Here is a 24,599-nt window from a genome sequence, read left to right as displayed (position 1 = left end):
CCTCGGGCAGGAGGGGGGCAAGATGGATTCGGTCGTCAGCGCGGCTTAGCGTTAGCGGTTGAAGCGATAGGTGGTGAATAGGGAATCCATTCGCGTGTCTTGTCCGGCGCTAAACTGGTTCATGCAGGCATCGTCAGTGTAGTCCATGAAGTTCGTGACCGGATCCAATCCCGCCTTGTTTCTGCACGTGTCGCGGTTCGAAGGACATCCGAAGGCGGCTGATTTTTCGGCCGGGGTATCGCTGACCGCATCACCGCTGCCGTTGCATCCGCCCTGAAACGTGTGATAAAGCCCCATCCAGTGGCCAACCTCGTGCGTCGCAGTGTCGCCGAGATTGTACGGAGCGGCGCTGCCGCCCGGAACGCTTGAGAAGAGAATCACGACTCCGTCGTCTTTTGGCCGGCTTGTATAACTCGACGGGAAAGTTGCCCAACCGAGAAGCCCGCCGCCGGGATTGCTCGAGTAGATGTTCAGGTCGTCGGCCGTGCCGACACGCAGAGCATTTTTCATGGCGGCCTCAGCTGCCGTGCCGGGACCCGCGGTGTACCAGGTCGAGTTCGTGGTGCGGTCAGTGGACACAAGATTGAATGCCCAGCCGGTCGAGGCATAGGCAGCGTTCAGAACATTCATCTGCGACGTGATCTGCGTCGTTGGGATGTCTCCGTTGGAGATGCCGGTTCCTTTGTTTATAACGTGCCAATAGACATTTATCACGCCGCCGGTGGCGTTCATCTCGTAGCCGCCGTTTGCCGCCTTTTGATTTTCCTTGAATACCGCAACCTGTCGGTCGATCTCGTCGGCCTGGGCCGCGCTCAGTTTCTCGGTAGCACAGCGTGCGCGGTCCAAAAACTCTTCCTCATTGATAAAGATCGTGCCGTTGAATTTGAACGGCTGACTGTTTTTGACGTCGGGAATTTCCTGAGAGGCCAGATCCGACTGGGCTTCGACGGGTGTGGTTCGACTCAAAAAGCCAAACGCGACCGTCGCCACGACACACAAAGCTGCAACTGACAAAAAGATCTTTACTTTCATGTACTCTCCTGTTGACCGGTTTCTGATTTTATTTGGTTGGGGCTCTTGCAACCATGGAACCGACTGCCCTGATCACACGGATTGCAAAAACTGTTCTCCTTTCTATCACAGATCCAGGAAATACGAAAGCATCGGCGAACAGGGCCGAGAAAGAAAAAAAGGCCTCGCCTATTGTTAGGCGAGGCCTTTGTTTTAATTCACGTCGAGCCCTTACTTACGTGCGGGCTACGGACACTACATTCCCATGCCCATGCCGCCCATGCCGCCGCCCATGCCGCCCATTCCACCATCACCGCCCTTGTCGTCCTGGACGTCGGCGATCATGGCTTCGGTCGTCAGCATGAGGCCGGCGATCGAGGCTGCGTTTTGGAGAGCGGTGCGGGTGACCTTTGCGGGGTCGATGACACCGGCTGCGACGAGATCTTCGTACTTCTCGGTCGCGGCGTTAAAGCCAAAGCTGTCGTCGCCTTCGCGGACCTTGCCGACGACCACTGCGCCTTCCATACCGGCGTTGCCGGCGATCTGGCGAAGCGGCTCTTCGAGGGCACGCTTGACGATATTGACGCCGATGATCTCATCGGAATCCTCGCTTTCGGTGTTGAAGTTGTCGAGAACACGCGATGCGCGGACCAGAGCGACTCCGCCGCCGGCCACGATGCCTTCTTCGACAGCAGCACGGGTTGCGTGCATTGCGTCTTCGACACGTGCTTTCTTTTCCTTCATCTCGGTCTCGGTGGCGGCACCGACCTTGATCACGGCAACACCGCCGACGAGTTTCGCCAGACGTTCCTGCAGTTTTTCACGGTCATAGTCGCTGGACGTGTCTTCGATCTGGTTACGGATGGTTTTGATGCGTCCGTCAATGGCTTCGCCCGAACCGGCACCTTCGACGATGGTTGTATTTTCCTTGTCGATGGTAACTTTCTTGGCTTTGCCGAGGTCTTCGAGAGTGATGGTCTCGAGCTTGATGCCGAGATCTTCGCTGATGACCTTGCCGCCCGTGAGGACCGCGATGTCTTCGAGCATTGCCTTGCGGCGGTCGCCGAAGCCAGGTGCTTTGACAGCAGCAACGTTGAGCGTGCCGCGGAGCTTGTTCACAACCAGGGTTGCGAGTGCTTCGCCGTCGACGTCTTCAGCGATGATGAGCATCGGACGGCCCATTTTGGCAACCTGCTCAAGAATAGGAAGCAGATCGCGCATGTTCGAGATCTTTTTCTCGTTGATCAGGATGTAAGGCTCGTCGAGGACGGCTTCCATACGGTCGGCGTCGGTGACGAAATACGGCGAAAGATAGCCGCGGTCAAACTGCATGCCCTCGACGACTTCGAGAAGCGTGTCCATCGTCTTCGACTCTTCGACGGTGATAACGCCGTCTTTGCCGACCTTGTCCATCGCCTCAGCGATGATCGTGCCGATCGTTTTGTCGCCGTTAGCCGAAACCGTGCCGACCTGTGCGATCGAATCGCCCGAGACGGGCTTTGCCATCGTGCTGATCTCAGCAACTACGGCTGCGACTGCCTTTTCGATACCGCGTTTGAGCGCCATCGGGTTTGCACCGGCGGCAACTGTGCGGACGCCTTCTTTGAAGATCGCCTGCGCGAGAACCGTTGCGGTCGTCGTGCCGTCGCCGGCTACGTCGCTGGTTTTCGAAGCGACTTCGCGAACCATCTGTGCGCCCATATTCTCGAGCGTGTCTTTCAATTCGATCTCTTTAGCGACCGTGACACCGTCTTTGGTGATGGTCGGCGAGCCGAATTTTTTGTCGATAACTACGTTGCGGCCCTTCGGTCCCAGTGTAACTTTCACTGCGTCCGCGAGCTGATTAACACCACGCAGGATAGCTGCGCGTGATTCTTCTCCGTGTACTACTTGTTTAGCCATGATGATTTGTCTCCTAAATAAACTTGTGTGTTACGCCCTTACTTACGTGCGGGCTTGTGCAACTAGGCCGCTGCGCCTGCGCGTGAAATGATGCCGAGGATCTCGTCTTCGCGCATGATGATGAATTCGTCGCCGTCGAGTTTGATCTCGCTGCCCGAATATTTGCCGAACAGGACGCGGTCGCCTGCTTTGACGTCCAGAGCCTGACGCGTGCCGTCTTCTTTATATTTGCCCGCACCGGCAGCGATCACTTCGCCTTCTTGCGGTTTTTCCTTTGCCGTGTCGGGGATGAAAAGCCCGCCGGCGGTTTGGTTGACGTTGTCTTCGATGCGTTTGATGATCACGCGATCGTGTAGTGGTGTAATGTTTGTAGCCATGTTGATTTACTCCTTTTGGAATTAATTAAAAAGAACTTAAAATAGCTCTAGACCTCGGCGAATCTAACGTTTTAGCACTCGGTGTCTATGAGTGCTAGTATAGGTGAATCCCGAACAAAGTGTCAAGTATTATTTGTGCATGTTAAGAAAATGTGACAATGGTGTTATCAAGTTTGGAAGGGGAGAATTAACCACATAGGAACATAGGGCACATAGAAGAGAAGAAAGCCTATGTGATCTATGTTCCTATGCGGTAAAAATCCGGTATGCATATATCCGAAATTAATATTTACCCGATCAAATCACTCGCAGGAATCAGTGTTGAGGCGGCGATGGTGGAGGAGCGTGGGCTGCGGCATGACCGGCGGTGGATGTTGACGACGCCGGACGGGATGTTTTTTACGCAGCGTGAATTCCCGAAAATGGCGACGATGTCGGTTTGGATCGAGGAGGACGGCAGTGGCCTCGGCGTCTCGGCGGACCGTTTTGGCGACGTTTTTGTGCCGATGGATGCTGATTCGGATAAACGTCAGCAAGTGACCATCTGGGGCAGCGTTTGCGAGGCGGAAGTTTACGGTGCGGCTTTGAATGAGTGGTTCAGCGATGTGCTGGGCACCGAGTGTCAGCTTGTGAAAATGCCGGACGACTCGAGGCGGAATGTTAGTGAACTGTTCAATTCGGGGGACGATGTTGTGAGTTTTGCGGATGGTTATCCGCAGCTTGTGATCGGCGAGGCGTCGTTGGAGGATCTGAATGGAAGACTCCGGCAAGCAGGGATGCTTGCCGCTCCAGTCCCCATGAACAGGTTTCGGCCGAATGTTGTCGTTGCGGGGTCGGATCCCTACGCTGAGGACGACTGGAAGCGGATACGGATCGGCGGAGCGGAGTTTCGTTCGTCGAAGCCGTGTGCGAGATGTGTGATGACGACGATCGATCAGGCGAAAGGCGAGTTTGACGGTAAAGATCCGCTCAAAACTCTCGCGACCTATAGGATGGCAAAGGATGTGATGCCAGAGCGCGTTGCGGATCTCGGGCTGACTGAGACCGCCGTCCTGTTTGGGCAGAATCTGATCGGCGAAAGTGTGGGCAGTTCGATCTGCGTCGGAGACGAGATCGAGGTTATCGATAGCTATTGAAACGCACTTCCGGTCAAGAGTTCGAAAGCCTGCTTGTATCTATCGGAGGTCGCTTCGGCGATCTCCGACGGCAAATGCGGTGCAGGGGGCGTTTTGTCCCAATCGAGTGTTTCGAGATATTCGCGAACGAACTGTTTGTCGAACGAGGCTTGGGCTTGTCCGGGCGAGTATTTGTCGGCTTCCCAAAATCGAGAAGAATCGGGCGTCAATACCTCGTCAATAAGCAAAATGTTGCCGTCGGCATCGGTGCCGAATTCGAATTTTGTGTCCGCGATAATAATGCCCTTGGTCAGCGCATATTCAGCGGCGGTCTTGTAGAGGGCGAGCGAAGTCGCTTTTAAGTATGCTGCAGTCTCGGTTCCGACGACATTCTTAAATTCGAGCCCGGTAATATTCTCATCATGGCCGGTGGCGGCCTTTGTGGCCGGAGTGAAGATCGGCTCGTGCAGGCGGTCGCACTGCTTCATGCCCGGCGGCAAGCTATGGCCGCAGACCTTGCCGGTCGCTTTGTAATCTTTCCATCCCGATCCTTCGAGATATCCGCGGACAACACATTCGACCGGAAATACCTCGGTACGGCGAACGAGTGATGATCGGCCGTCGAGTTCGTGATATTTCGAGATGGTGTCGGGCATCTTCGAGAGCTCGGTCGTCAGCAGGTGATTTGGCGCGATCGACGAGAGTTTGTTGAACCAAAATTCTGATAATTGAGTAAGTATCTTGCCCTTGTACGGGATCAATGTCGGCAGAATACAGTCAAATGCCGAGATACGGTCGGAGGCGACCAACAGTAGGCGTTTGTCGTCAACTTCGTACACGTCGCGAACCTTTCCGCGGTGTACGAGTTTTAATTCGTCGATGCTCGATTCTGAAACAGTCATTACAGCCGTCATATTCACTCCGGTTTTGTTAGGTCCGAGATTTATTTTATTACGGATCACGGCCAATTAAAAAGAATGGAATCGTTTCGCGATCTTTTTCTGGAATTGGCCAGTCGTTAAACGTGTACAAACATCGTTGAAATTATGATGACAAATCGGAAAACTTTGTGCATAATAATAAGTGGCAGGCAGATCGCATTTGTCGGCCCGCTAGGCAAAAGGCAATTCCCCTCGTCAATTCGCTCTAATTTCCCTCAAATTCAAAAAGTGTAAGATGTTTAATACTCGACATTCCAAAACCAATTTTCCCATTTCGATCCCGGCTGCTCTGGCTTTATGCGTTTCCGCCTTTGCCCAATCGGCGAGTGCAGACGACGGAAGCGACGGTTCGGGTATCGGAACTACGTCGCTGCTGATCTTTCTTTTTGGCGTTGCTGCTGCGGCGGCTTTCCTATTCTGGCGCAAAAGCAAAAAGCCCGCACCACAAAGTCAATACGACTACACGAACCGTGTACAGAATTACTCGAGTGCCGGCAATTATGATGAGGGCGTTGACGCCGAAAAGGAACTTGAATGGTTTAGAAAGGCCAAGAAATCGACGCCCAAGGCGGAGAAAAGGACGCCGGTCACCGATCGTTTGGCTGCGGTACGTAACAACGTAAGCTCCGTTCGAAACTCAAACGGGGACGATCTACACTTGAATGCTAAGGCGTTTCAGGAAAAGATGAAAAAGATGCAGTTCTCCCAACTGCCGGTAAATTCGTTTCTCCAGCTTACCGACCCAAGAGATTTTGATCCGCTGCCGCTCTCGTCCGATCCGGCATTATTGAGTGCTATCGAGCAAACAAATGAGGAATTTGAAGAGGACGAGTCCGTTCGCGAGCTTGCGTTGAAGATCTTGACCCGGTTCAAAACGCGAAATTCGGTCGATGCACTCGCTCAGATCGCACTTTACGATCTTTCGTCCAACCTGCGTTCCAAGGCAGTTACAACTCTGACCGAATTTGACCATGAATCGGTGTTTGAAACGATATTGTTAGCCTGTGCCGACCCGACAAGAGAAGTCAGGGCGGCCGCGGCTCGCGGATTGTTCCGTTTGAGCTTTGACCGGGCAGATGCCTGGAAGCGGATCATCGCGACCGGAGACGCATTTCGCATGAGCCACGCCGCTCGTGCCGCGACCGAGTCGGGAATCGTGGTCAAATCTTTTGACCGGCTGCTGCACGACGACATGAAGATCGCTTATGAAGCGTTTGCCCTGGTCGGCCTTCTGATCGAGTCAGGGGAAACGGCTGAGATATTTGCCGCTATCCGCAACAGCAAGGATGTGAGGATCAAGCTGGCACTTCTTCATGTACTTTCCGTGGTAAAAAACGACAAAGCACTCAGAGAGCTGAACAAACTGCGGATCGACGTCAATATTCCTGAGGAGATCGCAGCAAAGGTCAAAGAAACGGTAGCAAGCTATCATCCGGTAATGGCGTAACGATCGCCCGGTCAGTCACCAATAATATTACAAGGGGTAACGGCAGATCATCGCCGTTTTGAACGATGGCTGAGACAATTTGCGACGAATATTCAACGAACGAAGGTCCGGCGGTGGGAATGTGCGCTCCGGACTTTTCGCTTTTGTCTGAGGACGACCGGACGTGGCGGCTCTCCGATCACGACGGCAAGGTTCGGGTCTTGTTGTTCTATCCGCAGAATGAAACGCTGGTTTGCACCAGGCAGCTTTGTTCTGTCCGCGACAATTGGAAGGACTATCTGGAGACCAAGGCCGAGATCGTCGGAGTATCGCCGTCAACATCGGAGGAGAACCTGGAATTTTCTCAGCGTCGGCAATTGCCGATACCATTGTTGGCGGATCCCGGGCGAGTGATCACCTCGTTTTACGGCAGGCATTGGTTGTTTCCAATACAGCTTACACGAGCGATCGTCGTCATTGACGCAGGCGGCAAGATCCGCAGCCGACGCGTCATGCTAAGAGCATTTCGCCCAAGCGACGCCGATATCATTACATCGATCTACGAGGCCCGGGGCGACGTGCTTCAAGCCAAATACCAGACACTTACCTCGCGATTCCGCCGTCTCAAATCGAACTAGACGGTTGCCAAACATTCCGCATAGCCGGAGTCCGCTTTCTTTGAAAAATTGCATCTTTATATTAAGATTAGAGTATGCAATTCCGTCTCATAAGTGAAAACACCCCGAAAGGCGATCAGCCCGAGGCTATAAGGCAGTTGGTCGAAAACCTTAACGAAGGTGTGAAAGATCAAGTGCTGTTGGGAATTACGGGCAGCGGCAAGACGTTCACGATCGCGCAGGTGATCAATGAGACTCAGCGGCCGACGCTAGTGCTGGCGCATAATAAGACGCTGGCGGCGCAGCTTTATCAGGAGTTTAAGTCGTTTTTTCCGGAGAACTCGGTCGAGTATTTTGTCTCTTATTACGATTATTACCAGCCTGAGGCCTACGTTCCTGCGGCCGACCTCTACATAGAAAAAGAAGCGACGGTGAACGAGGAGATCGATCGTCTGCGTTTGTCGGCGACACGTGCTTTGTTTGAGCGGTCGGACGTGATCGTGGTGGCTTCGGTTTCGTGTATTTACGGTTTGGGCGATCCGGACGCGTATTTTGGGATGTTGATCTTTATCGAGCCGGGGATGAAGATCAAGCGTGAGGAGTTTTTGCAAAAGCTTGTCGAGCTACAGTACGAGCGCGTCAATATCGATTTTGAACGCGGCTCGTTTCGGGTGCGCGGCGATGTCGTGGAGCTGTATCCAAGCTATCAGGATCAGGCGTATCGCATCGAGTTTTGGGGCGACGAGATCGATTCGATCTACACGATCGATCCGCTGCTCGGCGAGGTGCTGGCCAAACACACAACACGGATCCCGATCTATCCAAAGACGCACTATGTGATGTCAAAGCCGGTGATCAAACGCGCGGTGCAGACGATCAAAGAAGAACTGGCGGTACACGAAGAATTTCTCGTCAAAGAAGGCAAGATCGTTGAGGCACAAAGGCTGCATCAGCGGACGATGTACGATCTTGAGATGATAAAGGAGATGGGATTTTGCCGCGGGATCGAGAATTATTCGCGGCATCTGACCGGCAAAGCTCCGGGCGAACCGCCGCCGACGCTGCTTGATTATCTGCCGAAAGACGCCCTGATGGTGATCGACGAATCGCACCAGACCGTGCCGCAATTGGGAGCGATGTTCAAGGGCGATCAAAGTCGAAAGGGAACTTTGGTGGAGTATGGTTTTCGCCTTCCGAGCGCGAAGGACAACAGGCCGCTTAATTTTCAGGAGTTTGAGGAACGTATCGGGCAAACCATATATGTTTCCGCAACGCCCGGGCCGTATGAGCTGAACAAGGTACAGGGCGAGGTGATCGAACAGATCATTCGTCCCACAGGTTTGCTCGATCCGATCGTCGAAGTCCGGCCCGTAAAGGGCCAGATCGACGATCTGCTCGAAGAATGCCGTTTGCGAGCCGAGCGGAACGAACGTGTGCTGGTGACGACACTGACCAAGCGGATGTCTGAAAACCTGAGCGAGTATTTCGCCGAGGTCGGCGTTAAGGTCAGGTATCTGCACAGCGATATACATACGCTGGAACGCATTAAGATATTGCGCGATCTAAGGCGTGGTGAGTATGACGTGCTGGTCGGCATCAACCTTCTCCGTGAAGGGCTCGATCTGCCTGAGGTGTCGCTGGTGGCGATACTGGATGCGGACAAGGAAGGCTTTTTGCGTTCGCAGAGTTCGCTGATCCAGACGATGGGCCGCGCTGCGAGAAATTCCGATGGCAAGGCGATTCTCTACGCCGACAAGATCACAAAATCGATGGCATACGCCATCTCCGAGACCGAACGCCGCCGAAAAATTCAAGAGGAATACAACACCGAACACGGCATCACGCCGACTACCATTATCAAGTCGATCGACGCGACTTTGGTCACGGCATACGAGGCAGATTACTTTAAGATCCCGCTCGATCTCGATTCATTCGAGGAATACTCGCCAAAGCAGTTAAAAGAAACCATTCAGCAAATGGAAGCCGACATGCGAAACGCCGCCAAAGAGATGAAATTCGAACAGGCAGCCGAGATCCGCGACAGGTTGAAGTATTTGCGGGAGAGGGAATTGGTCGTTCGGTGATCCGGAAATTGAACGCGGATAAAGCGGATTGTGCGGATCGTCGCGGATAAGATAAAATTTAGCTTAAGTTGCGAATGGATAGCGTTGGATTCGACGTATTGCCTGGTTAAAGAATTGTCCGTTCCTATCCGACTGATCCGTTGAATCCGCGTTAAAGAAAATGCAGATTAAGACCCAACCTGAGGATATTCAAGATTATCTGACCGACGCCAGCAATATGGTTGGTGGTCACGCGGAGAAGCTGTTTTTGCCGGAGACTCTGGGCGAGCTGTCGCAGATACTTCGTGAGGCGAACGAGGGCAAGACGCCGGTTACGATCTCGGGAGCGAGGACAGGGACGGTTGGCGGGGCGATACCGTTTGGTGGTGTTGTGGTGTCGCTGGAGAAGTTGAATCGGATTGTTTCGATCGATAAAGAGGCGAAAACGGCGGTTGTCGAGCCGGGCGTGATACTTGGCGATCTGCAAAAGGCTGTGGATGCCGAGGGACTGTTCTATCCGCCCGATCCGACCGAATGGTCTTGTCAGATCGGCGGGACGGTGGCTACGAACGCTTCGGGTGCGAGGAGTTTTAAATACGGAGCGACGCGTGAATTTGTTCGGCGGCTTACGATGGTGCTCGCGGACGGTGACGTTGCTGAAATTCGTCGCGGCGAAACGTTAGCTGACGAGAATGGCTCAATCACTATTAAGACTACGAGCGGCCGCTCGTTCACAACCAAGCCTTTGACGTACGAACGCCCCGATGTGCGTAAGAATGTGAGCGGCTATTTTAATGAGCAGCCGCTCGATGCGATCGATCTGTTCATTGGCAGCGAAGGGACGCTTGGCGTGATCGCCGAGATCGAGCTTTCGCTGGTCGCGAAGCCGGAAGGTTTTTTTAGCGGGATCGTGTTTTTTGGTGATGAGAGCGAATTGTTGAAGTTTGTGGATGAGGCGAAATCAACTTCGTTTGAATTTAGATCAGCGAACGCGAGAACCACCCCGTCAGTTCCGATCAAAGCATCGGGACTGCCACCCCTCCTTCGTAAGGAGGGGAGCTTTGCGGATGCCTCGCTAATCGAGTATTTTGACGAGAATGCGTTGAGGTTTATCTCAGAGAAGTTTCCTGACCTGCCCGCGGATGCGGTCGGAGCAATATTTTTTGAGCAGGAAACAACCGCGGAAAACGAAGACGCTTTGCTTGAGCAATGGAATGAACTGCTTGAGAAACATCGTGCTGATCTCGAGCGTTCGTGGTTTACGACAAATGAGCAGGACCGCGAGAAGATGCGAGATTTCAGGCATGCTTTGCCGGTTTCGGTGAACGAGCGTGTGGTCAAAAACAAGCAGCGAAAGGTCGGGACGGACATGGCCGTACCGGACGCGAATTTTGCATCGTTTCTGCGATACTACAAGGAGACTCTCAACGCCAGCGCACTCGAATATGTGATATTTGGACATATCGGCGACTGTCATTTGCACGCCAATATGCTGCCGAAGGACGCTGATGAGGCTGAAAAGGCTCGGAATATCTACGGACGGTGCGTTGCACAGGCAATAATGCTCGGCGGGACGGTTTCGGCCGAACACGGCATTGGTAAGCTCAAGCGAAAATACCTCGCCGCGATGATGGGCGAACGTTATCTGAACGAAATGGCGGAACTAAAAGCGGTATTCGATCCAAACTATATTTTGGGTCGCGGGAATATGTTTGACGAGAGTTATCTAAATTTATGATCAAAGCAATATTGATGGATTTTAACGGCGTTATTATTGATGACGAACCCGTCCAAATGCGGGCTTATCAGGAAGTGCTGAAAGGACACGACATCGATCTGACCGACGCTGATTATTACGCTTCGCTCGGAATGGATGACCGGACTTTCGTCGCGGCGGCCTTTGAACGGGCCGGCAAAAAGGCCGATTCGGCAAAGTTCGAGGATATCGTTGCGGCCAAGTCGGCGATGTGGAAAGAAATGGTCTCGGCAGAGATGCCGTTGTTCGAGGGAATTGAGAATTTTGTTGAGAAGATGGCCCAAGAGTTTGATCTGGGTATTGTCAGCATGGCCGCTCGTCATGAGATCGATCATGTGCTCGATTCGACCGGGCTCAGAAAGCATTTTGCAACGATCGTGAGTGCCGAGGATGTAGCCAATTGTAAGCCCGATCCTGAGTGTTTTCGCATCGGATTTCGCGAGCTTGACGCTGTTCGCACGGCTGCAGGGCATCTGCCGATGGTCCATGCGGATTGCCTCGTGATCGAAGATTCACCTCCCGGAGTAGCGGCCGCTCGGAATGCTGATCTGCTGGCTCTCGGTGTTTCGAATACGGTCTCGGCCGCCGAACTCCGAGCTGCCGGTGCGGCCGCGGTTGCGAAAGACCTTCGGGACTGGATGCCGGAATCGATCCGGCGAGTATTTGTTTAGTTTTTTGACCAGATAGGGACATAGGACACATGGTTGTGATCGTTATGATCGAGAAAACGTATGTGTTCTGTTTTGCTATTTGGTAAGTGAACTTATGTCAGAACATTTTATTTCCAGAGAGGTCGCCGAGGGCGATCTGTTGGCGTGTGCGGCTTTTTTGGCTGAGAACATCAAGAGCGCCGACGGGAGGGCTGAGGCGATGAATGCTGTGGTGCCCAGATATCTCGCTTTGGGAAATGTCGATCTGGCGGCGGAGCTTGCTGACACGGTCGACGATCCGTTCTCACGGGATAAACTGTTGGTGATCGTGGCCGAACATTGTGCATCGATCGATGACGACGACTATGCCGTTCAGCTTGCCGACGCTATCGAAGACGACGGAATGGCCGCACAGGCACGTGAGCGGATAGCTTTGATAAAAGCGTCAAACGGCGAATTTGAAAAGGCCCGCGAGGTTGCGGGCGAAATAATGCACCCGGATTTTGTCGAAGCGGGAATTGCGGTAAAACAAGCGGCCGACGGCGACGAAGCGGCAGCATTTGCTACGATCGAGGAGATCGAATTTGCGAGTGCCCGTGTTTTGGCGTATCAGAATATTGCATCGGCAGACGTCGAGTCCGAGAACTTTGAGCGTGCGATCGATGCTGCGACGCGAGCATCTGAATCGGCAAAAGATATCGAGCACGACGAAGAAAGGATCCGGGCTCTGTGTGACATCGGTAATCTGTACGTCGAGGCGAAACGAAATGACAAGGCGATCGAAGCCTTTGACGCGGCCCGTGCGGAGGCCGAATTGCTCGATAATGTGCACCGTGATTTTTTCCTGGCAAATTGTGCGTTAGGTTTCCTGTACGCAAACAGCCAGGAACTCGCCGACCGGACACTTGATCTCGTTACCGACAAAACGCACATGGCTTCGGCTTTGCTCGGCATGGCCCGCTATTCGTGGAAGAAAGATGCTAAGGACGAAGCCGTTGAGATCCTCGAAGAGGCATGGGCCATACTCAAATCGCAACGCGAGATCGAAACCCGCGACAGCCGTGCCCGCAACAAACTGATGGCGTCGATCGCGACGCAATTTGCCGGATTCGGTAAGACCGAACGGGCAATAGAGATCGCAAACGAGAATGACAACCAAGAGGAACAGACATCGGCATTGTCGCAGATCGCGCAGGTTCTGATCGTGCAGAACGAAGACGAACTGGCACGAAACACGATCAATGAGATCCCTGAGTACGGCGACCGCGTATTCGCCCTGCTTGCAATAAGTGATGCAAAGAACAATCTTGGCGAGACAGAAGCATCCATCAAATTGCTGGACGAGGCGGCCGGAATGACATCTGAACTTCCGCAGCAGGCGTCGCGTTCAGCCGTTCTGAACGTCATCGCGGACCGATATATCTCTCACGGTTTGTTCGAAAAAGCTCGTAACGTGGGCGAAGAAAATCTCACCGTAATCTCGGGTATCCGTGATGAGAGCACTCAAGCTGCTTCGTTGGTTGCACTGAGCGAAGTCTATCTGCGTGCCGGATTTGAACTAACAGACGAAGAAAGATCCTTGATGAAAAACATGCTCCGGACTGTGGCTTGGTAGGCGTCGTTACCAATTATCATTGTTTATCAGGTCCGCAAACTCATCGCGTTTTCGAATCAGTTCCGCGACCCCATCTTCTCTAACCAAAACCACAGCAGGCAGAAATCGGCAGTTGTATTGCGACGCTTGGGCGAGCGAATAGGCTCCGCAATTGAGCAATGCAAGTACTTCGCCTGGCTGGACGCTTTCGGGGAGCATTCGATGATCGGGGAGGCGGTATTGGCCTTCGATATCAAAATAGACGTCACCGCCGTCGCAGAGTGGGCCTGCCAGTTTGTAGGGCGTGGAGTGAGGTTGGGTTGAACGCGTCGCGGATATCAGATGGTAGTACCATTTGTAGGTTTCCATTGAGAGCAGGATGTTGAAGCCGGCGTCGGTTAATAACCAGTGGTCGGTTGTCGGTTGGTGCGAAGAGAGAACCACCCCGTCCGCCGAAGCGGCGGCCACCCCTCCTTCGTAAGGAGGGGAACTTGTCGCGACCGGACGGGTTTTATGGTTTCTTACGGTTGTCAGGCAGATCGCGGTGTCGGCGATGATGCTGCGGCCTGGTTCGACGAGAATTGTCAGGTCCTTGAGCAATTCCTCGCGCCCAATTGCGGCGTTGTTCCAGGCGGTGCTAAGGGCTTCGGCCGGTTCAAAATCGGCGGCGAGCATTTCGACAACGCTCGTCGGCATCTCAGCGGCTTGCGTGGCATCGCCGAGATAATTTACCGGAAAGCCGCCACCGATATTTATATGTTTTAGCCTGACACCGGTTTCGATGAGAATTCTTGCAACACCATCAAACAGAGCCGCAAACGCTGCGGTATAGACGCTAGGTTCGGGGTTTTGCGACCCGACGTGCAGATGGATGCCGTTCATCGCGAGGTGCGGCGAGTCTTTGTAATCGCGAAACGCAGCGAATGCTTCGTCGGGCATCATGCCGAATTTTGAGGTGAGCAAAGCGGTTTGGAGGCCGGAATGTGTGTCGGTCTCGATCTCGGGGACGAGGCGGAGGCTGACGTTAGCTTTTTTGTTTAGTCGTTTCGCGGTTTCTTCTATCAGCGTGAGTTCGTAGAGCGAATCGACTTGGATCGCGTAAATGTCTACATTTATTGCATTTTCGATCTCCCAAACTTCTTTGCTGGTGCCGTTGAAGATGATCTGATCGCCCGTAAATCCTGCCTTGAGAGCTTTCCACAGTTCGCCGCCGGAATTGACCTCGATGTCGCAGCCGGCGTCTTTTATTGTTCGTAATATCGCCATTGTAGACATCGCTTTCGCTGCGTAGCAGACCTTGAGCGGACAGCCGATGACGCCTTGGGCTTTTTGCAGTCGGGCGATGTTGTGTCTGATTCGAGCTTCACTGAAAACGAAAAGCGGCGTGCCGTGTTCGCGTGCGAGATCGGCTGCGGAGACACCGTCGATGTGTAATTGCCCATCGCGAACGTCGATAAAATTTTCTATCTCCCAGGGCAGAGTCATATAAATCGCAGGATCTGACCGCAGATGGGCGCATATGAACGCTGATATGAAATTTCTTTTTATCTGGGTCTATCTGCGTTCACATGCGGTCAATTTCTTACTTCTTCATCAACTGAATTCCAGTGCCACGCGGATACAAACCAGGCAGCGAGATCGGCAAGCGGCCGGTGACATCCTGCGTGCCGAGCAGCGAACGGGCAGCGGCCCTTTGCAGGCTCGGCATATCACCGTAGGCGACAACGTAGGTCTTCAATTCGGGGAATCCGCTTAAAATATAAGGGTTGCCAAAGCTGACAGCGATCACATTTTTGCCGGAAGCGATCAATTCTCTGATCACGATCGCTCCATTCTCCGGAATGCCGACGCTGCTTCTGGCTCCCGAACGAACCCGACCGTAAAGGGCGACGACGACAGTTTCAGCTTCGGTCGTGATGCGTCTGGCATTTGCCGCTTGCTCGGCGGTAGAATTCTCCTGCAAATATGAAGTGTTGAATCGAAGCCCGCCGGCACGCAGTGCGCCGCCGAAGCTATTCAGCATTCCCGGCCCTTCGAATCCGTTCGAGATGCCGAGAACCGCGATCTTTTGATTCGAATTCAGCGGCAGGCCGGAGGCGTCATTGCGGACCAGCGTGATCGCTTTCGTCGCGATCTCGTCGGACAGAACGGTCGAATCTTTCGGTGAAACCAGGCGGTCGATCTGGTCGATCGGCGTGAGCTTTTCTTTGAACAGGCCGAGTTCGTGCTTCCAGGCGATCTGGCGTTTTACTGATTCGTCGAGTCGTTCCATCGGCACGCGTCCGCCATTTACGGCGTTGAGCAAGCCGCGGATCATGATGTCTGCATCAGTTGGCTTTTCGAGTATGTCGGTGCCTGCGAGAAACGCCCGGACGCCGGCTTCTTCCTGATCGAAATAGAGAGTCAGGCCGCTCATGCTCATCGCGTCGGAGACGATCAGTCCTTTGAAGCCCATGTCTTTTCGTAGCATTTCGGTCTGCACTTTTGCCGACAACGTTGCCGGTATCGTCGCTTGCTCTTTGACGATCTCGGCCCCTGCCTCGGCATCACCGCCGCGATATTCGCGAAGCGGTTTGATCAATTCGCCGTCGATCTGGGGAAGAGCGATGTGAGCGATCATTATCGAGCCGACACCGCCCTCGATGGCCTTTCTAAAAGGGAAAAGCTCGGTCTTCTCGAGGCTTTCGCGGGAATGGTCGATGATCGGCAGGCCGCGGTGTGAATCAATATTGGTGTCGCCGTGGCCCGGGAAATGTTTTGCGGTCGCGATGACGCACTGGCTCTGAATGCCTTGGGAAAACGGAACGGCATATTTAGCGACCTCCGCGGGGTCTTCGCCGTAGCTGCGAACGTTGATCACTGGATTTGCGGCGTTATTATTGACATCTAGGACCGGAGCGTATACATGGCGAATGCCGATCGCCTTTGCCTCGCGGCCAGTTATTACGCCCATTCGGCGAGCGAAATCCGGCTCGCCGGTGGCGGCCACGGCCATCGCCCATGGGAAATTTGTCGCGTCCTCGAACCGCATTCCGATTCCTGTCTCGGCATCCAGCGAGAGCAGCAATGGCGTTTTTGCATTCTGCTGCATTCGATTGCCGAGGATGGTCGTTTCATAGATCGGAGCACCAAAAAAGATGATCCCGCCGATCTTGTTCTCGACGACCTGACGCTGCAGGTCTTTAAAGAATGGGCTTTCCTGATTCGCGAATCTCGCGTTTATGCCGACGTGGACCAATTGGCCGACCTTTTCTTCGACGGTCATCTTCTTGACCAGCTTCTCGGCAAAGGCGATCGACTTTTTCTGCGGCCACGGCCCTGCCGGCGATGGACAATTCTGTCCGATCGCCGGCGTAATCTGAGTGAGTACCAATGCGAAAACAAATGCAAAACTAAAAAGAAACTTCATCATGATTTTGTCGGAATAAACTGGCTCGCGATGAATGCGACTGAAAATGTAATTAGACTGCCGATCAGGGCATACCACGTCCACGCTATGACGGGGCCGTCGATGACCTTATTTGCTGCGAGCATAATGTATGTCATCACCAGAATGCTGACGATCATGCCGATGAGAGCATGGATCTCGCTTGCATGCTTCATGAACGAACCGACCAGAAATACACCAAGAACCGGACCGTTTATCAAGGATGCGACCGCAAGTGCCAAGCCGAGAGCCGATTCGCCCGAATTCATGAAGGCGATCGCCACGAGTATCTGCACGATACCGATGATGACGGTCAGTATCCCTGCCAGTTTAACAAGGTGGCTGTCTGAAATGTTCTTTGCGAACGGTTTATATAGATCGTTGATCGCTGTCGCGGCGATTGAATTGAGCGACGACGAAAGAGCCGCCGCAAAAATTGCGGCAACGACCAGCCCCGAAAGTCCGGGCGGCATATGTTCGGTGATGAAATTGGGGAAAACCTGATCACCTTTGAGGAACGGGAAGTTTGCCGATATTCCCGAGCCCGTGACGCCGGCGTTGGCGTAATCAGCCGAATTGAACGGTGCGTAGAAAGCGAACAACAAAACACCGATGAACAAAAATCCGATGAACTGACCAAGCACGACGGCACCCGACGAAAGCAACGCGGTCGCCGCCGACGAAGGCTTTTTCGTACATAGATATCGCTGAACGAGATACTGGTCGGTGCCGTGGGTGGACATCGTCAGAAAACAGCCGCCAAATAAGCCGGCCCAAAATGTGTAAGTTTTGGCCATGTCCCAGCCGAAATCGAAGACGCTGAATTTGTTGAATTGCTCGCCCAACGTCATCGCCGTTGACATGCCGCCATCGATATTTTGGATCAGAACGACCGCCGCCGCGATCGCTCCGCCGATGTAGATGACAAGCTGGACGACCTCGACCCAAATGACAGCTTCCATGCCGCCGTAGAAGGTAAAGACGATCATTACGATCCCGAGAAGGACGATCGAGGCGATGATTATTGTCGATGCGTCACTGCCCGGATAGAACGACGTGTAAACCGCTGCAAGCACGATCGCCGTCAGCAATAGGCGAACGCCGTCGGCGATATTGCGCATGACGACGAACAACGCGGACGCAAGCATCTTGACGCGATTGCCGAAACGGTCACCCAAAAGCTGATATACCGTCTGCAGATCGCCCTTGAAATACATCGGGATAAAGATCAGCGATATCACAATGCGGCCGAGCATATAACCGAACACGAGCTGTAAAAACTGAAAATTACCGCCCTTTGCAAACGCGATGCCCGGAACCGAAACAAAAGTGATCGTACTGGTCTCGGTCGCAACGATCGACATCGCGATCGCCCACCAGGGCACACTGCGGTCACCGACGAAATAGTCCTCGGTAGTTTCCTGCTTGCCCGAAAACAAGATCCCGAACGCCGTGATACCGATCAGATAGCCGATGATGATGATTAGGTCGAGTGTTTGCATTTATTGATCTCTATCGCTTTAATGTCACCGACATCGAGTTCGCGGCCCACTCCTTTATCGTTTCCGGTCGAGAGGTGTATATGTAGCCATCCTTGTTTTCTATGCGAATCTTGGTCTTTCGCGGATCGAAGTTAGCCGGAGCCTCATAATAGTAATCGATGCCGCCTTGGTCGCTGAAGTTAACATAAGTCTGAGGCACGCGCTTGTCGCCGATACGTTCAGGCACGGCCACACCATCGATCTCCATTTTTGCAGCTTTCGTCCATATTTGTTGGTAACCGCAACTCGTGTTTCTGCCAACCGTTTCGGCGGTAATTCGTTGAATTCGGATCTCAACATTTTTTACGCCGTCAGATCTATCGAAACTGGCGTTGTACCCGCAGTCTCCGGATCCGGAAAAAATAGAACAGGAACTCGTGAGAACTGCTTCGAGAACGATCAAGAGAGATGTTCTCACGACGATTCTTACGCGCCGAAATTTATCGATCATAGGTCTCCATCTTTTCGGTGCGCTATCGCCTGACTGATCGAGAATTGCGATTCGATGAGCAAGGCCTCCGCCTCGTCTCTGTCCTCTATGCCGGTTTCCGTCATTAGGATACGTACTGCACGGTCCTTCAGTTTTTCATTTCCGGCACGGACGTTGGTCATTCGGTTGCCGCGGACGTAGCCGAGTTTGATCATCGCGACGGTCGAGATCATGTTGAGAACCATCTTTTGCGCCGTGCCGGATTTCATGCGGGTCGAGCCGGTGATAGCTTCGGGGCCGACTATGGGAACGATAGCGACGTCGACCGACCTTGTTATCGCGGAATCAGGAACGCAAGTAACGCACGCCGTAAAACATCCCAAAGATCTTGCGAATTCTAAAGCACCGATAGTGTAAGGCGTGCGGCCTGAGGCGGCAAGGCCGATAACGGCGTCTTTGGTCATCAGTCCTCGTGTTTTTAGGTCTTCGCCTCCGGCTTCGCGGTTGTCTTCGCTTGATTCAGCGGCTTTGTAGAGGGCGTCGTAGCCGCCGGCGATCACGCCCTGGACCAGATCGTACGAGACGCCAAATGTTGGCGGTATCTCGGACGCGTCCAGCACGCCGAGCCGCCCGCTTGTTCCTGTTCCGACATAAAACAGCCGCCCGCCGTTTTGCAGACGTTCGACAACCGCATCGACCGTTTTTGCGATCTCCGGCAAAACCCTTTCGACTGCCAACGCCACTAGCTTGTCCTCATCATTGATCAGACGCACGGCCTCAAGCGTCGACACTGAGTCGATGGCGGCAGTTTTTGAGTTCTCTTGTTCGGTGATCGGCAGCATATTTATTAACTATTAAGCGCAGAAACGCTGAGACGCCAAGAAAGAGAGAAAGATATTCATCTTTTCGTCTTTGCGTCTCTGCGGTTCAATTTCTCATGTTCTCATTTTCTTTCATTGCCATCAGTGCGGCCGCTTGGGATGGCGGCATTTTGGGGTTTACCAAGTATGCTTTTGATGCCGTTGTGTGGATCTCGGATAACATCGGTTTTGTTAATATTTCGCCTGCTTTGAAAACGCTGCCGACGCAGCCGACGGGGAATTTGGTCTGCTGAAGGCCGAGATTGCGTATCACAGCGGCTGCGGCGGATCCGAGTTCGTTACCGGCGTTCTCTATCAGTTCGAGGGCAATTTTATCACCTTCTTTGGCGGTTTCGACTACGTTTTTTGCGAAACCTGCGATGCGGCTGTTGTCGATCTGCGGGGCGTAGATGGCGCCGATGAGGTTTTCGGCGGTAGACGCACGGAAGTACTCGCCGGCAGCTTCGGTGAGTTTTGTAGGTTCACCGCGTCCATCTGATGCTTTAGCGATGCGGTGCAGGGCCTGTTCGGCGATGCCTCGGCCGCCGCCTTCGTCACCGGCGAGCGGGCCCCAGCCGCCGGCGACGGCACGTTCACCTTTGCCGTTGATGCCGAGGCAGACCGAGCCGGTCCCGGCGATAACGACCAGGCCGGCTTTGCCAAATGTCGTGCCGTAAAGGGCGATCTCGGCATCGGTGGTGACGTTTGTGTTGCGAATGCCCGAGCGGGCGATGAAGCTTTCACGGATGCGTTCGCGGATGTCCATTCGACGAACACCGGCGAGCCCTAGCGTTGCGGCGACGATGTCTCCGCGTGAAACGCCCGCGTCGTCGCATGCTTTGTTCAGAGCCGTGGTGATGTTTGCAACTGCGGTTTCGACGCCGACGCGGAGCGGGTTTGAAGGGCCGCCTTTGGCTTCGGAGACGACCTCGCCCGATTCGCACATCAACGCGATATTTGTTTTTGTTCCGCCGCCGTCGACGCCGAGAAACAGCTGATATGACTTGGGTCTACGACTGTTTTTTGCGGCGGTTGTTGGCATCGCTCCGGACAATCACGAAAGAATATTTCAGTTCCATTCTTTGATAAACTTGACATATAATCAAATTTAACGGATTTTATGTATTCAATAAGATAATCTAATTGCATTGGTTTCGAGTGTTTTAAGTTATGGAAATCAGACAGCTAAAAGCGTTTTTGGCGATCGCCGAAGCGAAGACCTTTACTGCCGGTGCGAGGCGTGTGAACGTCACACAGGCGGCCATCTCGATGCAGATCAAACAGCTCGAGGATGAGGTCGGACTGCCGTTATTTGTCCGCACGCCCCGCCGCGTGATCGTGACGGAGGCCGGGGAACATCTAATTGGAAGGGCACGGCGAATATTGCGTGAACACGACACCGCATTGGCTGAGATCGCCGAGCTTGGCGGCGTGGAGCACGGGCGGTTGCGTATCGGGTCCGCGTCGGCGGAATTTGCGACGCAGCAATTGCCGCATATATTGCAGGGACTTCGCGAAAAATTTCCCAATTCCGAACTCGGCGTAACCTCCGGCACAAGCCAGACGCTGATCGAGAAAATTCAGCACGGCGAGATCGATATTGCGTTTGTGTCGTTTCCGGTCGATGCTCCAAATATACAGACCGATCTGTTGTTCAGCGACGAGATCGTCGCGATCGCACATCCGAAACATTCGCTCGCGAATGAGCGATATATCAGCGCGGCAACGCTCGCGGGCGAGAAGCTCATCCTCGGCGAACGCGGCGGTAATACGCGGCGAATGATCGACGATTTTTTCCATGCAGCGAACGTCCGGCCGAACATCGTGATGGAACTCTCACGGCAAGAAGCGATCAATCAAATGGTCGAAAACAACCTCGGCGTCGGCATCGCCGGTGCCAAAACGATCGCCGACGAGATCCGCGAAGGCCGCCTCGTCTCATGGCTCATCGAGGGTGCCGAGATCAATTGGGAACTCGGCCTCGCACGCCTCAGAGGCGGATATTTTTCGCCGATCGCGAAGGAATTCGTCGGGCTTTGTAAAGAAAGCTTCGTCGCGAGGGAAAAGGAACTAAAAGCAAAGCGATAGCTAACCACAGAGGCACAGAGACACAGAGGATCGATCAAATCAATTTGGAAATCGTGAAAAGTACCATTACCTGTAGAAATATCGCTGGCGTCTTGTTTTCGCTTTCTCTGTGCCTCTGTGCCTCTGTGGTGAATCGTTCCCAAGGTCTTCCGGTTGCGTTGCCGCAGGCGGTTGGGATGAATGCGGCAAAACTCGCTCAGATCGACGCTTTGGTTGAGGCTGATATTGCGGCGAAGAAATTGCCGGGGGCGGTTGTGTTGGTCGGGCATAAGGGGAAGATCGTTTATCGTAAGGCTTACGGAAACCGTTCGCTGGTGCCGACGGTGGAGAAGATGACGGTCGATACGATATTTGATGTCGCCAGCTTAACCAAGCCGATCGCGACGGCGACTTCGATAATGATACTGGTCGAGCAGGGCAAGCTGCGTTTGAACGACACGATCGGGATGTACATTCCCGACATCGACGACGCGGCCGCCAAACGCGTCACGATCCAGCAACTGCTCACGCACACATCAGGCTATCGCCCCGATTTTGACCTCGGCGAAAAATGGACCGGCCGTGAAGGCATGCTCGCCGCTCTAAAAAAAGAAAGACTGCGTGCGGCTCCCGGGACGAGATTTGTTTACTCGGATATCGGGTTTATTGTGTTGGGAGAGATAGTTGAACGAATTGCTGGAAATGGTGTCCACTTGTTTTTTAATGACAATGTTAAAGAAGAGCTGGTCAACAGTAACGATACTCAGTTCTGGACATTTATGGAGAGAATGATTGGTCGTGGTCCAAAATGGGAATCCTATAAAAGCGGCCGTCGGATGCGAACTGCTCCGACAGAAAACGTTCGCGGCCAGAACAGTTATCTCGGTCTGAAGTTTGAAGGTGATGATAAAAAGGGAGACGAAATCCTCAGAGGGCAAGTCCACGACCCAACTTCTTTCCGAATGGGCGGTGTCGCCGGACACGCCGGGCTTTTCTCGACCGCTGACGATCTCGCCCGCTACTGCCAGATGCTGCTGAACGGCGGGACGCTGGATGGGAAGCGGGTGATGTCGGCGCAGACGGTGGCGAAGATGACGGCGCCGGTGGTGGTTAGCGAATCGGGCGATGCTCGCGGGCTCGGGTGGGATATTAATACTTCGTTCTCGTCCAATCGCGGCGAACTGTTTCCGCTTGGGTCGTTTGGGCATACGGGTTTTACGGGGACGGGCGTTTGGATCGACAGGGTTTCGCAGACGTTTGTCGTGTTCCTGTCGAACCGCGTTCACCCGGACGGCAAAGGCGATGTCGGCCCGCTTCGGGCAAAGGTCGCTACGGTTGTAGCGTCGGCGATAGAGGACACGCCCGCCGAGAAATTCAAGCAGGCCGAGGCCGAATACAATGCGGCGGTTGCAGCTCAATTGCCGAAGTTTGTGACTGGAGTGCAAGCATCCCTGCTTGCACCTCAACGCAATACGACCACGGCAAGCAGGATGCTTGCCGCTCCAGTCCTTAATGGTATCGACATTCTTGAACGCGACAGATTCAAACAGCTTGCCGGGCTTAAGCTTGGGTTGGTGACAAATCACACCGGACGCAATCTTGCGGGTAAGCAGACGATCGACATATTGAAAGAAGCTGCGAATGTAAATCTCGTAGCTTTGTTCTCGCCGGAGCATGGAATTCGCGGAGAACTTGATACCGAGAAGATCGACGACAGCAAGGACGAGAAAACAGGGTTACCTGTGTATTCGCTTTACAAAGACGGAATGCGTCGGCCAAAGCCTGAGCAGACAGCGACTATCGATGCGGTTGTTTATGACATTCAGGACATCGGGGCAAGATTTTACACCTACACTGCGACGCTGAAGAATGTGATGGAAGAGGCGGCGAAAGCAGGAAAGCCCGTTTTCATTCTCGACCGGCCAAATCCGATCAATGGCAACGACATCGACGGAATTCTCGCTAACGAAGACAAACTTTCGTTTATCGCCGCACACACGACGCCCGTCCGATACGGCCTGACGATCGGCGAGCTCGGGATGATGATGAACGCCGAGCGGAAGATCGGTGCGGATGTTCGTGTGATCAAGATGGACGGCTGGGCACGGTCGATGTGGTTTGATGAGACCGGACAGACTTGGGTCAATCCGAGCCCGAATATGCGTTCGCTGACCGAGGCAACGCTTTATCCGGGAATTGGTTTGCTGGAGACAACAAATGTCAGCGTCGGACGCGGAACGGACACGCCGTTCGAGGTCGTCGGAGCTCCGTGGATCAACGGGCGGAACCTCGCGAAATATCTGAATGAACGAAATCTGAAAGGCGTGCGATTTGTTCCCGTTCGATTCAAGCCGAACGCGTCCGTTTTCAAAGACGAAGAATGCAGCGGCATCAACATCATCATTACGGAACGAAACGCGTTCGATTCGGTTGGTACTGGCATCGAGATCGCGACCGCTTTGCGGAAGATCTATTCGACCGATTGGCAGGTCGAAAGGTACGCCAGATTGCTCGTAAATCAGGAAATTCTCGACGCCGTAAAACGCGGCGAGTCGCCTGAAAATATCGACAAATTGATAAAACCAAAAAAAGAAGAATTTAACACTCGTAGGGCATCATATTTGCTTTACAAATGAGTGGTTTAGGGTTATAAAAGTTCCAACGTTCACATTTTCGTAACAACTCGTTTATTTGTAAGGATTTTAGCCGAATTCGCATATTTGTTGTGTTTGGTGCGATAACGAAAATTTGAATAAATCTCCGATAACGTAAATAATCCTTATGGTTATTTTTAGCTTTGCAAATTATTTCGACATGGGATG

The 24,599-nt window shown here is 53.3% G+C and carries 19 protein-coding genes; 9 read left to right on the top strand and 10 right to left on the bottom strand.

Going from position 1 to position 24,599, the window contains the following annotated elements; translation table 11 throughout:
- Positions 1-51: 51 nt before the first annotated feature.
- The 3 genes from IPK01_14775 to IPK01_14765 all read right to left on the bottom strand — a co-directional run bounded on the left by IPK01_14775 (position 52) and on the right by IPK01_14765 (position 3,290).
- Positions 52-1,032 carry a zinc metalloprotease gene (locus IPK01_14775; GenBank protein MBK7934702.1) on the bottom strand — a complete coding sequence of 327 codons (981 nt, stop codon included), beginning with the start codon at positions 1,030-1,032 and terminating at the stop codon, positions 52-54.
- Between the two features lie 234 nt (positions 1,033-1,266).
- On the bottom strand, positions 1,267-2,913 hold the full coding sequence (gene groL / locus IPK01_14770; protein ID MBK7934701.1) for a chaperonin GroEL: 1,647 nt from the start codon (positions 2,911-2,913) through the stop codon (positions 1,267-1,269).
- A gap of 62 nt (positions 2,914-2,975) precedes the next feature.
- On the bottom strand, positions 2,976-3,290 hold the full coding sequence (locus tag IPK01_14765) for a co-chaperone GroES (protein MBK7934700.1): 315 nt from the start codon (positions 3,288-3,290) through the stop codon (positions 2,976-2,978).
- 266 nt (positions 3,291-3,556) lie between these two features.
- On the opposite strand from IPK01_14765, the gene IPK01_14760 reads away from it, so the two are divergent.
- On the top strand, positions 3,557-4,426 hold the full coding sequence (locus IPK01_14760) for an MOSC domain-containing protein (GenBank protein ID MBK7934699.1): 870 nt from the start codon (positions 3,557-3,559) through the stop codon (positions 4,424-4,426).
- On the opposite strand, the gene IPK01_14755 is transcribed toward IPK01_14760, so the two are convergent.
- Complete coding sequence (locus IPK01_14755) at positions 4,420-5,307, bottom strand: phosphoribosylaminoimidazolesuccinocarboxamide synthase (protein MBK7934698.1); 888 nt, start codon at positions 5,305-5,307, stop codon at positions 4,420-4,422. The two genes, IPK01_14760 and IPK01_14755, sit on opposite strands and share 7 nt — an antisense overlap.
- A gap of 274 nt (positions 5,308-5,581) precedes the next feature.
- Between IPK01_14755 and IPK01_14750 the strand changes: the two genes are divergently transcribed.
- The 6 genes from IPK01_14750 to IPK01_14725 all read left to right on the top strand — a co-directional run bounded on the left by IPK01_14750 (position 5,582) and on the right by IPK01_14725 (position 13,473).
- The gene (locus IPK01_14750) at positions 5,582-6,793 is read left to right on the top strand and encodes a HEAT repeat domain-containing protein (GenBank protein MBK7934697.1); all 1,212 of its coding nucleotides are present in this window, start codon (positions 5,582-5,584) and stop codon (positions 6,791-6,793) included.
- A 65-nt stretch (positions 6,794-6,858) separates the two neighbouring features.
- On the top strand, positions 6,859-7,410 hold the full coding sequence (locus IPK01_14745) for a redoxin domain-containing protein (protein ID MBK7934696.1): 552 nt from the start codon (positions 6,859-6,861) through the stop codon (positions 7,408-7,410).
- A 74-nt stretch (positions 7,411-7,484) separates the two neighbouring features.
- Positions 7,485-9,473: an excinuclease ABC subunit UvrB gene (gene uvrB / locus IPK01_14740; protein MBK7934695.1), complete on the top strand. Its 1,989-nt coding sequence runs from the start codon at positions 7,485-7,487 to the stop codon at positions 9,471-9,473.
- Positions 9,474-9,633: 160 nt separating this feature from the next.
- Positions 9,634-11,190 carry an FAD-binding oxidoreductase gene (locus IPK01_14735; protein MBK7934694.1) on the top strand — a complete coding sequence of 519 codons (1,557 nt, stop codon included), beginning with the start codon at positions 9,634-9,636 and terminating at the stop codon, positions 11,188-11,190.
- Complete coding sequence (locus IPK01_14730; protein ID MBK7934693.1) at positions 11,187-11,879, top strand: HAD family phosphatase; 693 nt, start codon at positions 11,187-11,189, stop codon at positions 11,877-11,879. The genes IPK01_14735 and IPK01_14730 overlap by 4 nt, the downstream gene beginning before the upstream one ends.
- Positions 11,880-11,973: 94 nt before the next feature.
- Positions 11,974-13,473 (top strand): hypothetical protein, encoded by a 1,500-nt coding sequence (locus IPK01_14725; protein ID MBK7934692.1) that lies wholly within the window; start codon positions 11,974-11,976, stop codon positions 13,471-13,473.
- Between the two features lie 6 nt (positions 13,474-13,479).
- Here IPK01_14725 and IPK01_14720 read toward each other — a convergent pair whose 3' ends face one another.
- The 6 genes from IPK01_14720 to IPK01_14695 form a co-directional block, all read right to left on the bottom strand.
- Positions 13,480-14,937, bottom strand: a complete 1,458-nt coding sequence (locus IPK01_14720) for a diaminopimelate decarboxylase (protein ID MBK7934691.1) — start codon at positions 14,935-14,937, stop codon at positions 13,480-13,482.
- A 97-nt stretch (positions 14,938-15,034) separates the two neighbouring features.
- Entirely contained in the window at positions 15,035-16,864 is a 1,830-nt protein-coding gene (locus IPK01_14715) for a glycoside hydrolase family 3 C-terminal domain-containing protein (protein MBK7934690.1), read from the bottom strand.
- Complete coding sequence (locus IPK01_14710) at positions 16,861-18,381, bottom strand: sodium/solute symporter (GenBank protein MBK7934689.1); 1,521 nt, start codon at positions 18,379-18,381, stop codon at positions 16,861-16,863. Before IPK01_14710 ends, IPK01_14715 begins: the two co-directional genes overlap by 4 nt.
- Before the next feature lie 10 nt (positions 18,382-18,391).
- Complete coding sequence (locus IPK01_14705) at positions 18,392-18,871, bottom strand: hypothetical protein (protein ID MBK7934688.1); 480 nt, start codon at positions 18,869-18,871, stop codon at positions 18,392-18,394.
- The gene (murQ, locus tag IPK01_14700; GenBank protein ID MBK7934687.1) at positions 18,868-19,692 is read right to left on the bottom strand and encodes an N-acetylmuramic acid 6-phosphate etherase; all 825 of its coding nucleotides are present in this window, start codon (positions 19,690-19,692) and stop codon (positions 18,868-18,870) included. Before murQ ends, IPK01_14705 begins: the two co-directional genes overlap by 4 nt.
- An 85-nt stretch (positions 19,693-19,777) precedes the next feature.
- On the bottom strand, positions 19,778-20,752 hold the full coding sequence (locus tag IPK01_14695) for a hypothetical protein (GenBank protein MBK7934686.1): 975 nt from the start codon (positions 20,750-20,752) through the stop codon (positions 19,778-19,780).
- 128 nt (positions 20,753-20,880) lie between these two features.
- On the opposite strand from IPK01_14695, the gene IPK01_14690 reads away from it, so the two are divergent.
- Both IPK01_14690 and IPK01_14685 read left to right on the top strand, forming a co-directional pair.
- The gene (locus tag IPK01_14690; protein ID MBK7934685.1) at positions 20,881-21,798 is read left to right on the top strand and encodes a LysR family transcriptional regulator; all 918 of its coding nucleotides are present in this window, start codon (positions 20,881-20,883) and stop codon (positions 21,796-21,798) included.
- A gap of 125 nt (positions 21,799-21,923) precedes the next feature.
- Positions 21,924-24,413, top strand: coding sequence for a DUF1343 domain-containing protein (locus IPK01_14685; protein ID MBK7934684.1), 2,490 nt, complete (start codon positions 21,924-21,926; stop codon positions 24,411-24,413).
- Positions 24,414-24,599 lie beyond the last annotated feature (186 nt).

This window comes from Acidobacteriota bacterium, from assembly GCA_016713675.1.
Lineage (GTDB): Bacteria > Acidobacteriota > Blastocatellia > Pyrinomonadales > Pyrinomonadaceae > OLB17.
This window is presented reverse-complemented; position numbering and strand designations above follow the sequence as displayed.

What these genes read in the sequence shown, in the direction of transcription:
- IPK01_14775 (MBK7934702.1), bottom strand. Translation starts at nt 1,032, where the DNA reads ATGAAAGTAAAGATCTTTTTGTCAGTTGCAGCTTTGTGTGTCGTGGCG.
- groL (MBK7934701.1), bottom strand. Translation starts at nt 2,913, where the DNA reads ATGGCTAAACAAGTAGTACACGGAGAAGAATCACGCGCAGCTATCCTG.
- IPK01_14765 (MBK7934700.1), bottom strand. Translation starts at nt 3,290, where the DNA reads ATGGCTACAAACATTACACCACTACACGATCGCGTGATCATCAAACGC.
- IPK01_14760 (MBK7934699.1), top strand. Translation starts at nt 3,557, where the DNA reads ATGCATATATCCGAAATTAATATTTACCCGATCAAATCACTCGCAGGA.
- IPK01_14755 (MBK7934698.1), bottom strand. Translation starts at nt 5,307, where the DNA reads ATGACTGTTTCAGAATCGAGCATCGACGAATTAAAACTCGTACACCGC.
- IPK01_14750 (MBK7934697.1), top strand. Translation starts at nt 5,582, where the DNA reads ATGTTTAATACTCGACATTCCAAAACCAATTTTCCCATTTCGATCCCG.
- IPK01_14745 (MBK7934696.1), top strand. Translation starts at nt 6,859, where the DNA reads ATGGCTGAGACAATTTGCGACGAATATTCAACGAACGAAGGTCCGGCG.
- uvrB (MBK7934695.1), top strand. Translation starts at nt 7,485, where the DNA reads ATGCAATTCCGTCTCATAAGTGAAAACACCCCGAAAGGCGATCAGCCC.
- IPK01_14735 (MBK7934694.1), top strand. Translation starts at nt 9,634, where the DNA reads ATGCAGATTAAGACCCAACCTGAGGATATTCAAGATTATCTGACCGAC.
- IPK01_14730 (MBK7934693.1), top strand. Translation starts at nt 11,187, where the DNA reads ATGATCAAAGCAATATTGATGGATTTTAACGGCGTTATTATTGATGAC.
- IPK01_14725 (MBK7934692.1), top strand. Translation starts at nt 11,974, where the DNA reads ATGTCAGAACATTTTATTTCCAGAGAGGTCGCCGAGGGCGATCTGTTG.
- IPK01_14720 (MBK7934691.1), bottom strand. Translation starts at nt 14,937, where the DNA reads ATGACTCTGCCCTGGGAGATAGAAAATTTTATCGACGTTCGCGATGGG.
- IPK01_14715 (MBK7934690.1), bottom strand. Translation starts at nt 16,864, where the DNA reads ATGATGAAGTTTCTTTTTAGTTTTGCATTTGTTTTCGCATTGGTACTC.
- IPK01_14710 (MBK7934689.1), bottom strand. Translation starts at nt 18,381, where the DNA reads ATGCAAACACTCGACCTAATCATCATCATCGGCTATCTGATCGGTATC.
- IPK01_14705 (MBK7934688.1), bottom strand. Translation starts at nt 18,871, where the DNA reads ATGATCGATAAATTTCGGCGCGTAAGAATCGTCGTGAGAACATCTCTC.
- murQ (MBK7934687.1), bottom strand. Translation starts at nt 19,692, where the DNA reads ATGCTGCCGATCACCGAACAAGAGAACTCAAAAACTGCCGCCATCGAC.
- IPK01_14695 (MBK7934686.1), bottom strand. Translation starts at nt 20,752, where the DNA reads ATGCCAACAACCGCCGCAAAAAACAGTCGTAGACCCAAGTCATATCAG.
- IPK01_14690 (MBK7934685.1), top strand. Translation starts at nt 20,881, where the DNA reads ATGGAAATCAGACAGCTAAAAGCGTTTTTGGCGATCGCCGAAGCGAAG.